At 56.5% G+C, this 13,295-nt stretch carries 11 protein-coding genes; 6 read left to right on the top strand and 5 right to left on the bottom strand.

All coding sequences use genetic code 11. From position 1 onward, the window contains the following. Positions 1–9 precede the first annotated feature (9 nt). The 3 genes from AC244Q_RS26495 to AC244Q_RS26485 form a co-directional block, all read right to left on the bottom strand. The gene (locus AC244Q_RS26495) at positions 10–624 is read right to left on the bottom strand and encodes a carbonic anhydrase (protein WP_128406160.1); all 615 of its coding nucleotides are present in this window, start codon (positions 622–624) and stop codon (positions 10–12) included. 317 nt (positions 625–941) lie between these two features. Beyond that, entirely contained in the window at positions 942–1,940 is a 999-nt protein-coding gene (locus AC244Q_RS26490; protein WP_164902287.1) for an alpha/beta fold hydrolase, read from the bottom strand. Positions 1,941–2,455: 515 nt separating this feature from the next. Beyond that, the gene (locus AC244Q_RS26485) at positions 2,456–3,358 is read right to left on the bottom strand and encodes an AraC family transcriptional regulator (protein ID WP_128406162.1); all 903 of its coding nucleotides are present in this window, start codon (positions 3,356–3,358) and stop codon (positions 2,456–2,458) included. 425 nt (positions 3,359–3,783) lie between these two features. Here AC244Q_RS26485 and AC244Q_RS26480 point away from each other — a divergent pair, with 425 nt between their 5' ends. The 4 genes from AC244Q_RS26480 to AC244Q_RS26465 all read left to right on the top strand — a co-directional run bounded on the left by AC244Q_RS26480 (position 3,784) and on the right by AC244Q_RS26465 (position 6,423). After that, positions 3,784–4,665 carry an NmrA family NAD(P)-binding protein gene (locus tag AC244Q_RS26480; RefSeq protein ID WP_128406163.1) on the top strand — a complete coding sequence of 294 codons (882 nt, stop codon included), beginning with the start codon at positions 3,784–3,786 and terminating at the stop codon, positions 4,663–4,665. Positions 4,666–4,692: 27 nt separating this feature from the next. Beyond that, positions 4,693–5,067 (top strand): hypothetical protein, encoded by a 375-nt coding sequence (locus tag AC244Q_RS26475; protein ID WP_128406164.1) that lies wholly within the window; start codon positions 4,693–4,695, stop codon positions 5,065–5,067. A gap of 68 nt (positions 5,068–5,135) precedes the next feature. Then, on the top strand, positions 5,136–5,852 hold the full coding sequence (locus AC244Q_RS26470; protein WP_128406165.1) for an SDR family oxidoreductase: 717 nt from the start codon (positions 5,136–5,138) through the stop codon (positions 5,850–5,852). A 109-nt stretch (positions 5,853–5,961) separates the two neighbouring features. Further along, the gene (locus tag AC244Q_RS26465; RefSeq protein WP_128406173.1) at positions 5,962–6,423 is read left to right on the top strand and encodes a MarR family winged helix-turn-helix transcriptional regulator; all 462 of its coding nucleotides are present in this window, start codon (positions 5,962–5,964) and stop codon (positions 6,421–6,423) included. A 287-nt stretch (positions 6,424–6,710) separates the two neighbouring features. Here AC244Q_RS26465 and AC244Q_RS26460 read toward each other — a convergent pair whose 3' ends face one another. Next, positions 6,711–7,247 (bottom strand): hypothetical protein, encoded by a 537-nt coding sequence (locus AC244Q_RS26460; RefSeq protein ID WP_128406166.1) that lies wholly within the window; start codon positions 7,245–7,247, stop codon positions 6,711–6,713. A 128-nt stretch (positions 7,248–7,375) separates the two neighbouring features. Then, positions 7,376–8,050: an MreC domain-containing protein gene (locus tag AC244Q_RS26455; protein ID WP_128406167.1), complete on the bottom strand. Its 675-nt coding sequence runs from the start codon at positions 8,048–8,050 to the stop codon at positions 7,376–7,378. Between the two features lie 996 nt (positions 8,051–9,046). Here AC244Q_RS26455 and AC244Q_RS26450 point away from each other — a divergent pair. After that, positions 9,047–9,898 carry a hypothetical protein gene (locus tag AC244Q_RS26450; protein WP_128406168.1) on the top strand — a complete coding sequence of 284 codons (852 nt, stop codon included), beginning with the start codon at positions 9,047–9,049 and terminating at the stop codon, positions 9,896–9,898. Beyond that, a complete protein-coding gene (locus AC244Q_RS26445) occupies positions 9,891–13,154 on the top strand; it encodes a DEAD/DEAH box helicase (protein WP_128406169.1) in 3,264 nt (1,087 codons plus the stop codon). The genes AC244Q_RS26450 and AC244Q_RS26445 overlap by 8 nt, the downstream gene beginning before the upstream one ends. The last annotated feature ends 141 nt before the right edge of the window (positions 13,155–13,295 follow it).

The following is a 13,295-nucleotide window of genomic DNA, read 5'->3' as shown; positions in this document are numbered from 1 at the left end:
GAAGCCTTCCTAGGCCAAGGTTGCGGCTGACGCGGGAATGTCACGCGCCACCTCGGTCAATGCGCCCGAATTGATTTCATAGAAGAAGCCATAGAGCTTGACGTTCTTCGGCACTGCCGGGCTGGCGCGAAGCAGTTCGACGTCATGCCTTATCGATTTCTCGAAATCGGTAATGGCAAGGCTGTCGTGATCAAACAGCGTCGAGATGTCCGCGTGATGGTGCTCGTGGAAATCGCCGATGAGGAGCTCCGGCGTGAAAGCAGTCGCGCCACAGAAGGAGCGATGCACCACAGCCACCTTCTGAACTTTGAAGAGATAGTCCATGGTCGCGACAGATTGCAGCGCCGCAAGCGCACGGCCGCCAGCGTTTGACACTGCAAACAAAGTTTGCGTGTGGCCGACCCGGTTTCCGGCTTCATCGAGAATGTTCTCGCCCGGATAGACCTCATCCCCGAAATGATCGGCGACTGCCTTAGGAATTTCAGACGCGCGGGGATCAATGCAGTGGATCACGATCGTCTTCATAGGGATGAACTGGCTAAATCCCTGGAAATTGGCTTGATCGAACCATGACTGGTCGAACCATGGCTGTGTTCTGAACTCGAATTCGCTGTATTTCGTCATATCCAAGTTCCACTTTTTCGGCGGTCGATTTGAGGGCTCGAGCGCTGTTTCCGCGCTTCAATCACCGCCGAATATAGATCGTCGTGTCGCGGCGGAAATGACATAGTGCCCTCGATTTCTGCCAATCATTAGTTGCTCAGCCTCATGCGGGACCAGCGGATCGAGGCCGCCGGAAGATCGACAAACCTTGGTTGGATCCTGGGCCTGATTGTCGCTCAAGGCCGCTGCACGACCCGCTCAACCAACGCTCCTTGACACTACCTCCAGGGGCCGAATTCAAGGCGCCAGCTATACGCGAGGCGCCTTGGTGCGCCGGCTTACGCCTCAGCAAGTAAGAGCCGAGCGACCCCCTCCGGCTTGTCGATGATCAGCCAATGACCGGCCTCGACTGACTTCACCGTGGCATGCGGAAAGTTCGCGGCGATCGCATCCGCAGCTTCCGGCGTCAGATAGGGATCTTCAGTGCCCCAAATGAGAGTCACCTTAGGGGCGAATTTGCGGACGTCCGGCAGTCGGGTCGTATTGTACGCAACGTTTTCCCGTACCTGAGACGTCATCTGTCGAAAAGCCGGCCCCGCACCGCTCGCGAAGTTGTCCCGAACAATCGGCCGTAAAATGCCTGTGAAGCGGTCTTTGAGAGCGGGAGGCATTTTGGCTTGGAAATGATTGTCCTGAAAGGTTAGCAGCCAATTCATCATCTCCGGCGTGTTCAGAAATTCTTGCGCGAGGTCCTTGAGCCCTGGGTCACCAAAGACTTCGATGATTTCGGGAAGCCGCAACGTTGGCGATTCTGCGTAATAGCAGTTCATCAGGCAAAGCCAGGCAACCCGATCTGGATGGTCAATCGAATAGTTGATGGCGCACGGGCCTCCTGCGTCGTGACCCACCGGAACGAACTTGTCGAGCTTCAGCGCGTCGGCCACGGCCGCTAAATCGCCCACCTGTTGTTCGAAGGTGTACGGATAATTCTTCTGCGTGATCTTTTCCGACTGCCCAAATACAAGAAAGTCGAACACGACAACCCGCCGGCCGGCCTTCGCCAGATAGGGAACCACATAATCGTAGATGTGGAGATTGTCAGGAAAACCGTGCATCATGACGTAAGCTGGATCTTGCCCCGGATATTCACGGGCGTAGACCATGTGGCCGTCATGCATTATGTGATGCTCGACAACCGCCGAGGCCATTGGAGGCTCAAGACCGCCTGAAGCTGCTGCGGCGCGCTTCGAAATCGCCAGGGAGAATACCAGACCGCCGGCGGCCGCGCACAGCATATCGCGACGAGACTTCAGGATTTGGTCTGCTGGATGGGTCATTTGAAAGTTCCTCATTTGGACAGACTAAATGCTGATGTTGGCTAAGTGACATCACAGCGGCATGCTTCGCCGCGAGTCTGCTCGTCCCTATGTCTGCGAAACGGGCTGATGACCGTCGAAAACGCGCTTCCAGACGCTTCCAGACTGGGGCTGCAACGATTGGAGTGGCGTCCATTACCAAGCAACGCCCAGTCGATCGCGTGGGGTACGGCGCCGCACATGCATCCGCTCGATATTTGATCGGGCCCTTGGGGCTCGCTGGCTTTGCGGTTGTTTCCGGGTCATCCCTCGTTGCGTGTCTTGTGGACAAATCCCGGAACTCGCTTCGGGTTTTGAGCAACGTAGTGACACGGGGGATTGGGCTCTAGTATTGAACCATCCTCTTTGGGACGATCCGACAGTGTTGATCACATCGTCCCCGCAAAACCTTCGCCAGCCTCGTCGAGTTGTGCGGGATTGCGAGTTTGATAGCGCTTTTGCAGCCCGGAGGTCCGAGATTGTTCAGGGTTGAAAGGCTACTCTGAGTGCCGCCGCCGGCGCCACTGAGCGGGACTGATGCCATCCAGCCTGAGGAAATGCCGCCCCAGATGACTTTGGTCGACGAACCCACACATGATGGCGATCTCGGCCAGGCTTTCCATGGTCTGGACCATCAACGATTTTGCCCGCTCGATCCTACGACTTGTGATCCACTGGTGAGGCGTCATGCCGAGCGTGACGCGAAAGGCTCGCGCAAAATAGCTCGCGGATATACCGCACTCCCGACTTAGCTCAGCAATGGAGGGATCGTCAGCGAGATTCGCCTCGATGAAGTCGCAGGCGCGACGGACTTGCCACGGTGTCAGTCCGCCGCTTGCGCGAGCGCCTCTGCGAATGTCGCCATAGGTATAAATGACGTGATCATGCAATGCTAAAGCAATATACTCCATAAAAGCTGTGGTTACCGGCACCGAATGGAGAATTGCGGGCCGTAGTGTGAGAGCTAGATGATAAAGAACCGCATCGTCTTGTCCGAGGCAAAGGGCCCGGAGACCTCCGACGCGGGGAAGGCCTTTCTCATAAGCCATGCAGTCGATGGCAGTTTGTGGCAGATGAATGCGTATGCTGTCGTAAGTCGTGTCCAGACTAACTTCGTTTCTCGAAGTTAGATCGAATAAATAAGCCTTTCCCGGATCCTGAATGACGGATTGCCGCCTGCCATCGATCGACACGATCGGATAGCGTGCAGGTGCCAATGGGACATTGAAGACGAAAGCCTCCTCGCGGGGAGATGGCACAGACAGGCCAGGCTGAGGTTCTAGGCTCTTGAAGTGCGAAAACGCAATCTCCGACGCACCTGCAATTCGAGCGGCGACGGTTGGAGGCGGCGGGATGTTGTATCCCCTGCCAATGGCGACGGACACCCGATCGGCGAGCACGCGAACCTCCTATCCGGTCTCGATCCTCTTTGGATCTCCTCGATCCGCTCCCGAGACTTGCCACGCGAAGGAAATGAGAGACATCCACCAAAGTGCAAAACGATGTCGGATGGATGATACCAACTTAGGCGCCTTCCTACCAGATCCCATCCCACCACGGCCCTATCATCCGACAAACGCAAGTGTCCGCAATAAGCAGCAGGTCCCGAGTAGCCTAGTAAGGTCCCCAGGCAGAACCGAGCGAGACTAATCGTGCGCGCGACCATGCGAGCGATGCATTCCCGGTGGTGCATCGTCGAGTGGTGCGCGCGAAGCCATCAGAGGATGCGTCAACAGATTACAAGCATATGCTCTCTTGAATATGCGAGCATATGCTCTTATGTTCTGTCTCAGGCGAATTCTCCTGAACAGGAAAGGAACAGATTATGAGCGAAGCAACCATCCTGATCAGCGGTGCAACCGGGCGGACCGGTGGCGCGGCGATCGACGAGCTCCTCAAGATCGGCAAGCACGTGCGCGCTTATGTGCGCTCGGATGACGAACGTGCGGCGGCCCTCAGACAGCGCGGGGTCGATATCGCGATCGGCGATTTCGCCGACATCGATGACATTAGGGCTGCGATGGAGGGCGCCACGTCGGCCTATTTCCTGCACCCGATCGCACCCGGCATCATCGGCGCCGCCGCGTATTTCGCTCAGGCGGCAAAGGAGGCTGGTGTCTCGGCGATCGTCAACATGTCGCAGATCTCGGCACGGCGCGAATCGGCGAGCCATGCCGCCCAGGATCACTGGGTCTCCGAACGGGTCTTCGACTGGTCGGGCGTGGCGACTACCCACCTGCGTCCCACCTTCTTTGCGGACTGGCTCGTCTATCCGCATTTCGCAAAGGAAATCTGGGCAACGCGGAAGATCGAGTTCCCCTTCGAGAACGGTCGCCATGCCCCTATTCCTACTGACGACCAGGGTCGGGTCATCGCTCACCTTCTGGCAAACCCGAAAGGCCACGAGGGCAAGATTTATCCCCTCCATGGACCGATCGAGATGAACCACACCGAGATCGCCGCCGCCATGAGCGACGTGCTTGGCGCGAAGATCGAATACGCGCCAACCTCGATTGAGGTGTTTAAGGACAAGATGGAAAATCTCTACAAGTTCCCGCCTTTCCTCGTGCAGCACCTGGTCGAAGTCGCCCAAAACTATCGTGATGGCGTTTTCGCGGGCACGAACGATGCCGTCGAGAAAATCACCGGAACGCCAGCACTCTCGGTCCAGCAATTTATCGCCAACAACCGTGCCGCCTTTGCGTGAGCACCGTCGAGGTAAGGAGCTTGAACAATGCCGAACAATCAAGGCGAGCGTCATCCGTTTCTGGACGACCTGACTGCGGACGCGGAGCTGACCAGCTCCGTGCTGCGAGGTTCCGTTATCGGACGCGACAAGATTAAGCTGGCCGTCAACACGGTCGGGACCTTCTACGCTTCGCAGAACCCCACGTTTCTCGAGACTGTTGGCTCACGCCTCTTTCTCGAATACGAGGCCGTCCTGACAAGCGGGGAGAGCCTGAACGCCGTCGTCGTTGTCGACCGGAACCCCGATGGTTCGGTGCCACGCGTCAGCGTGCGGATGAAGCCGCTTGGTGCTGTGTTGTCACTCGCCGCCAATCTTCGCGGGGCACTGTCCGACCAGTTGCCGGAAGACCTTTTTCTTTAAACCCAATGCCCGCGGGCGGGCATCGATATTGGATGCCCTGGTCTGTGGCTTTAGAGAGGTAATTTGTCATGGATGTCACCAAAGCCACCGTCTTCATCACCGGGGCCAATCGCGGCCTTGGCCTCGCCTTTGCGCGCGAGGCACGCCGGCGCGGAGCGAAGAAGGTCTATGCCGGCATGCGCAATACGAACGGCTTCGACGAACCGGGCATCATCCCCGTCCGGATCGATGTCACGGATAAAGCATCAATCGCCGCAGCAGCGGAATTGGCGGCGGATACTGATCTGCTGGTCAACAACGCGGGCATCGCTGCTCTTATCGACGGGCCTCTGGCAAACGATGCCGAAGAGCAGTCGCAGCGTCTATTCGATACCAACTATTATGGCGTCGTCCGCGTCACGCAGGCCTTCGAGCAGATCCTGTCGGCCAAGCCGCGTGCTGCCATCGTCAACGTGCTATCCGACATCGTGTGGCTTCCGCGGCCTATTTTGACACCCTATGCGGCATCAAAGGCGGCGGCATGGAGCTTTACGAACCAGCTTCGCTTTCACCTTCAAGATCGTAGCATCCAGGTTCTCGGTCTGCATGTCGGTTTCGTGGACACCGACCTGACCAATGGCATCGATGTGCCGAAGGCCAGCCCAGAGGATGTGGTGCGCCAGACCTATGACGCACTCGCCGCTGGCAAGAGCGAAATCATGGCCGACCGGGGAACGGCACTGCTGAAGAGCACGCTTTCAGCCGAGGTGCCCGGTTATATCACACCGCCGCCAGGATTGTTCTAAGCGCCAAGATGGTAGAGAAACCGCAAAGCCGCAGGCTATGGGATGCGGAGTCTTGGACATTGCGCCATACAGCCTGCGGACAATAAGCAGGATTCGAAAGGAAAACGACTTGTTGTCGGCGAACCAACCGCTTGGAATCGATCAATGCAACTGCTCCGCCATGAGAAAGGCGAGCCGGCAGATCACGCGGTTCTATGATGCCCATCTTGAGCCCGTCGGGCTGCGTATCACGCAGTTCCTGACCCTGGCGGCTCTTGACGAGGCTGACGGTGCCGCTGTCAACGCTCTTGCCGAACGGCTCGATATCGAGCGGACGGCGATGGGAAAGATGGTTGGCTTCCTGGAACGCGACGGCTTCGTCACGATCAAGCCATCACCCATGGACGGCCGAGTTCGTATCATTGAACTCACGGACGAAGGCCGACGCTTGCATGAAAGAGCGGCTCCTCTCTGGCAGGATGCGCAGCAAGAATTCGAGCGACTGAACGGTAACGCCAGCGTCGCAACGCTCCGGCAGAGCCTGAGAGAGATCGTCGTTGGCGACTTGCCGGCCCTCTCGCCCGGAGACTGAGCCTTCGGAAGAGATCCGCCGATGACGGACCAATCAAATGGACGAACGCCAACCGTCTTTGCCTATATCCTTCGGCAGGGGCTCTTCAGCAAAACACGCACATCGTTCGGGAGCCTAGCTGTCGGCCACGGCGCGTTGCAGGACCAACATTCGTGCTCTTGAACAGAATCGAACCGGCGACACCTTATTCAAATCTGAGATTGTTCACTTGCAACAGGCTTGCAGTCGATCCTTGACTCAAAAGCACCGCAACATTTTCACCGTTCAAACCGCTCCAGCATTTTTCTTTACTGCGCATTTTGCAGCTTCAGCTTTCCGGCCAGCTGACCCCTGAGCACCCTGATCTCTTCATCCAGGTTCATTTCATCTGCAGCGTGCACGATCTGGGAGGCCTGGGAACCGTTCGAAATCGCCACCGCTTCTTTGCCGCGACTTCTTTGCTTGCGCGGTGCGACTTTGACAGTTCGCCTGATCTGCGTAGCATCATCATGTGCAGCGGTGACGTCGATGCCAGTACCGCCGGATAAAGCCGGATAAGCGGCCCCGACGGGTTTGGTATCTTCGAGATCGACCTTATCGCCGCCACCGTTTACGGCTTCTTCGGAATGCACAGGCTCGACGGAAATTGCAGCGACTTGACCGTGACGAGATAGCTCTTCGCTTGCCGGTCGATCAGTGCCATTCACGCTCTCCTCGGCAGGCGCTTCAGTCGGACCCGCTATAGCCAACGCGTCCGGCGTAGCCTTCGTGGTCGAGCCATTTTCTCGCTTTTGTTCTCGCCCCGGTGAGATCAGTCGGGCAAGAATTTTCCACGGAGACGCCATCTATCCGACCTCGTGCTTTATCCCGCAAGCAGGCAGTGAGTTTTAGTTCCGGCAACGGCATCCACCGCCGCCAAAATGTATGCTGGATAAGCATGGAAATGCGGCCGGCGGTTGACCGGCTGCCTATATCAATCGAGCTTGAGCCGCTTGCGCAGATCGGCATTTTCAGCGCGAAGCTTTTCAGCCAGAAGCTTGCGCAGCCGCTGATTTTCCTCTTCCAACTGCAAGAGATCCGCCATCTCATCGATGGCCGTCATCGGCGCGGTCGGCGCTATCTGCACAGCCTTTGGAGCACGGCGCACAGGTGCGCGTTTGGCGCTCGCCGTAGCTTCGATCACCCTTGCCTTGCGCCCTCTCCTCTTCACACCACCGGTCCCGGCCAGAGCAGCTGCTGGCTCTGCCATAGCGTCAGCTGACGCGCTCTCGAGTGCTGCCGCTTTCTTGGCGCGGGGTTTGCGCTGTGTCTTCGGCGCAATAGGCGTTTCAACAACGATCGGCGCATCGGCACTGGTTGCCGTATCAGTCTCGTCGGCCATGCTCATCTCCTGTGTATCTGATGCTGTTGTTGACGCCCCGAGAGGCGGTGTCAACAACGCCTCGGCTTGATCTGGTTCCGGTAAAGACATCTCATTGTTGGATTTGCCACTCTGAGAGCTACCCGACAGAAACGGCAATGCCTCTTCCTCCAGGTCACGAGCGACGGATTTTAGATCCATGTTGCCCCAGATCGAGTTCGACCTGGCATCAAGCTTTCGCCTGCCGCTTTTGTACTCGACGGCAAAACTGCGTTGCACTTTTTTCAATACAGGAGGGCCTTGGAGGATCCGCGGGATGGTTTGGTGAAATGCTGGTATACCCGCAATAACGGTTAGCGTGCTGCCAGTCTATAGGCATGCTCATATCAGATCCACCGCACCATTCCGGGAGCAGAATTTGTAGCCAATCGAATGGAAGCTGACGACATTCTATACGCTCAACGCTCTGGAAAGGAAACGGCTACCAGCAGTTCGTCCCGAGACGTTTTCACAGGTTCCCGACGATCCATTATGCGATCATTTTAGCCCAGACCGTGAACATCCTTGCAACACGGCGTCCACCGGCTCCGTGAACAACGGCTCGCTTCGGACGGCCGCCTCGGCGCCACCCACCACGTGGATGGCCGGCATCCGAAACCCTGCACCGAAGCAGACTCAGAGCGATGTAGTGTTGGCCGCTTTGCGCCCCCATGTCGGTCATAGTTAGCGTCATTGCGCGCGCCGTAAAGCGGACATCGCTTCGCGGCGGCCTTGAAGACCTTCCTCTCAAGCATCGGCGCTCCGTATCGGTATCCTTCGTTGGTCACTCGCGCTCCTTCATCTTGATGATGAAGGCGGTCTAAATAGCCCACCCTGCCTTCTATATCGGTGCAGAACAGGCGGGAGCGGCCGTTGAACTGACCCGGATCGAAGGCGAGATCACAAGCCATCCGGCCAACAATAGGGAGGGGGCGTCAGGCTCCTCGGCGGAACTGAAGCGGAGATATCCCCTGCCGTTCAGGAGCATCCTGCGGGTTTGCACATTGGCGATTCTGGCATGTTCGAGAGCGGAAGAATAGCAATTTCGGAAAGTCATCGAAGGCAGGCTTGGCACGAGATTTTCGAAGGGCTGTTCACGTTTACCATCGCTCGCATCACGTAATATTCCTTTGCACTCCTATAGTTGAAGTTGAATGGCGAATCATTCTTCTATCGCAGTGTAATATCCACCGTCTGCCGCCGCGGTTACGCCGCGCACCGCACATATCAATACGAAACAGAGTAATGCCGATAAAATTTAATTTGCAGCTCTCGCCTGAGTGCATTTTTTCCGAATGGGATCTTTTATCTGGCCGCCAGAAGGTGGTCACAGCAATAGCGTATCTGTACCTGCAGCAGGAGAAAAACGCTCAACGTGTCATTGATGATCTTGATACGGTCACGGTCCAGCCCAAGGGGAAAATTGTCGCGAACATCGTGAGGAAGCTCACCGCCGCAAAGGGTGAGGATGTCGCACGTCTCATGGACCCCGACCCAAAGGTCCGCAAAAGCGCTCAAAACAAAATCAATTCGGACACTTGGGCGAGGGATGGATTGCTCTTTCAACATATCTCTTGGATTGCAGTCCGACTTCAAATGCCAGGCGCTCACATGACACCGCCGCATGTCCGGCAATCTGATAAGGGCTTCGACGGTTTCATCGTTGATATCGATCCAACGGACAACACACTAACCCGCCTCGTCCTTTGTGAGGACAAGGCGTCGCACGATCCGCGAAATTTAATAACGCAAAGCGTTTGGGCGGAGATACGAGACATCGTCGGTGGTGGACGTGACGATCAAATCACGGCAGGCATCATAAACCTAGTTCGAGCTCTCCCCGAGATCGACGAAGAGGAATTCATCAACGATATCTTCTGGGGTGACGACCGCGAGTTCCGGGTATCCGTTGCAACAGGAGAAGACATTCGCAAGGACGGTTTCTTCGGTCACCTGATGGAAGGCTTCGAGAAAGCCGCAGGCGGCAAACATGAGAGTCGCGTCGGAGCTGTGCTTGCATTTCCGGAGGTCCGCTCCGGACTACAAAGCCTTGCCGATGAAGTCTTACAGAAGGTTGAGGAGATCGCCAATGTTTGACAAGACTTCGCGCGATCTCCTGAAGTCTGCTCCCGGTCTACCGGGGCTCGACGCGGACGTCTTGGACGAGCTTCTGACCCAAGCACATATCGACCTCGCCACCATCCGCATGCAGCAGACCGAAGGCTTTATCGTCAACGAAGACGAAGCTTTTAATCGCGTCCGTCGGCTAGCCACCACTTTCGAAGCCTACGTTGCCCTCGAACTCCAACCCGAACGAACTAGGGCTGCGGCCTTTGTTGCCGGGACGGCTCACCAGATCCTCGCTCGCGCTAGAGTGAGCGCGGATGCGCCGTCCAATCTGTCAGGTGGGGTGGTAGATCCTGCTATCGCCAGCGTTCTTCTTTTTATGATTGCCGAACGATTGGCAGACGCCTTCGAAGCTGCGCGGTATCTGCGTGCACGTGGCGAACCGCGCGCTATCCGGCGTGCTGTAATTCTGTCCATTCGTGAGCTTGCGCGAGGTGACTTGCTCGGTCTTTCTACCCGAGATTTTGATGGCGAGGCGGTAGCGACCGATGACAGCAATGAACACGCCGTAGATCTGCTGTATCGCGAATGCGGTCGCGCGCTACAATCATTAGCTCGGGAAGCGTTAAGTGAAGACTTCAGTGACGACGCCGAGCACCGACTGAACAGAGTGATCGCACTTTCTGCCGCTTCCAGTCACGATCTACCAAATGAGCTCGCGAGGACGGCGCGATTTGGATTCTCGGGGCCACATCATCTTGCGACACTGATCTTACGTCTGATCGGAAGCCTTCGTGCCGCAATGATCGTGAAGATCCCCATACCGTCGGGCGCCGCTGCGACGTCTTGGTCAAGTTGGTTGAAAATGCAGGCAAAAGCACGCCCGTTTCTTTGGACCAATCATTTGAAAGCCATTGCCCTTCAGTACCTCGACCAGGGCCGCTCTTTAGTCATGACTTCACCGACAGGGTCGGGCAAGACGACATTGTCGGTACTGAAGATCGCGGCAACACTGTGCTCAGGAAAAAGCGTGGTTTATCTTGCCCCGACGCATGCCTTGGTAGACCAGGTCGAAAGCGATCTTACCCAGCAGGTATCAGGTCTTGAGCCCGCAGCCTCTCTGGAAGAGACGACTTTGGACGAGATCGGACAGCGTCTACCACCACTATCGGTGATGACGCCCGAACGGTGTCTCGCGCTTCTGGGATTCGCTCCCGAGTTGTTTGCCGACGTTGGCCTCCTGGTATTTGATGAATTTCATCTAATCAGTATTGACGACAAGGCACGGGCAACATCCGATGGACGCTCGCTGGATGCGATGTTGGCGTTATTGACGTTCATGGCCCGGCAGAAGAGTGCAGACCTCCTCCTGTTATCTGCCATGGTCTCGAATGGCGACGCGATTTGCGCTTGGTTGGCGGACGTCACAGGACGGCCAGTCGATCATTTCAACGATCCGTGGAAGCCAACGAGGCAGCTTCGATCCTGCGTGATCTATGATCGCGTCGAAGTAAGTGAAGCGATCGCCGCGGCTTTGCATAAGCCGACCGTAGCAGAGAGTAAATTGGTGCCGTCGTCCCCCTACGGTCTATTCTCTCTTATCCCCGGGTGGCATCCCAAACGGAAGGAAAAGTTGGTCCTGCGTAAAATGACGGGACGAAAACCTCCCCTTACAAGAACCGGCTCCCGTGCGACATCCAACCGGAATATTGTCGCCGCCCAGATCGCGGCAGACTACGTTGCTGTGGGCAAGAGAGTGCTTATTTTCTGCGCAGACGTAAAGGGTTGCGGAAGCGCAGCGAAGGAGCTTCGCAAACTCCTGCCGCCGTCAAATCAAGATCTCACGGGGGAGCAGATCGAACTTAGTGAAGCTCTCGTAGAAGAAGTTGGCTTGGCCAGCGCCACCTATGATGCATCCGGACTTCGCGCAGGAGTTCATCACGGAGATATGCTGCCGATCGAGCGAAAGCTTGTCGAGGCTTCCTTCCGGGCGGCTCGCGAACCCGGTGTTCTCGGTCTTGATGCCATAGCCGCGACGTCCACGGTCGCACAAGGTCTCAACCTGCCGTGCGACGTGGTGATCCTTGCGGGAACGGATCGGAGCGTGGAAGACGATCCAAGTGGCAATCCACGTCAGAACCTTAAGCCACACGAAATTCTAAATGCTGTCGGCCGCGCTGGTCGAGCAGCATATGCAGCGACCGGTCTGGGGATCGTCATCCCGGGCACTCCGATCGTCGCCAGCTTGGAAGGTCTGAATTTCCCTGGAAATTCGCCGTTGCCGATTGTCTTCTCGGATAACGATGCTTGCGAAGCTATCAGCGACCCGCTGGAACTTCTCTTGGATCGGATCGAAGCGGATCCCAGTGCAAAAATGGAAGGATTGATCCGCCGGCTGTCGGACGTGAGCGAGAACGCGGAATTCGGTTTCGAGCGCGTGGTGACGAGATCTTTCGGTTATTATCTTAGGTCTCTTGAGAGCGCTGAGGGCGCCAATCACTGGCTGGAAAACCGACGACAAGCGCTATTGACGGCGGAGCTAGACCTCAAGGATCCCGTTGTTCTCGATTGGCAGAAGGAGATTGCAGTACGCAACGGCGTGCCTCCCGCGCTTGTCGAACGGATCGCGGCGGCCCTTCCTGAAGCCCCGGTTTCCTCAACGGACACCGCTTCATGGATGAACTGGGTTCTGCAGATCGTTGCCACCGAGCCATTAGACCTTTTTGCGGTGGTGCGGGCGAGCGCGCTTCAGTCAATCTTTGGAAGAGCCTTTGCTTATCTAGTAGGTTCGGAAGATCCAAAGGACTTCAAGCTCCTGACCAATGCACTTGCAGGCCTTATTACGAATTGGTGTGAGGCCACTAATCTGGTCAAGATGGAGGAAAGCATTCTCAAATTCGTTCGGGCAAATGAAGGCGAAGTCTCCCAACCTGCTCGAGCGAGTTCCACGGCAACCCGTGCCCGTCGTTTTGCAATCCGACTAGCTCCGGATTTTGGATTCTTGTGCGGCCTCCTGGGACAAGTCTATCAAGGCTGGTCCACTGCAACTTCGAACTCGATCCCGCCGATTATCGACATGTTGCCGCAAATGATACGCAACGGTGACAGAAACCGTCATCATGCCGTCATTCGAGCAAGAGAGGCTAACACTACCCGGGTAAGCAGCCATAAGATCTATATGGTGTTCATGGGTGGGTTCGATTTTGATCCTACTTCGCCCATTGAAACGATCCGGGACCAAGTCGATACCGCCTATACGATGCGCGCCTTTTCCGAGGTTTTGTGATAGTTTTCGAGTTGCATTCTCCCAATTGCAGCTGCTTCGGAGCATGAGGAATGCGTGAGCAAGCGCAGGATTGTTGGAATAGGTTGGATTGCCTTGGCATTGAGGAAGTGCATTTTTCTCCGCACATTGACTCAGCGTGTT

It is taken from the genome of Rhizobium sp. CB2179 (assembly GCF_057653455.1).
Note: the sequence above shows the minus strand (reverse complement) of the source record. Positions and strands in the feature narration are given on the sequence as shown.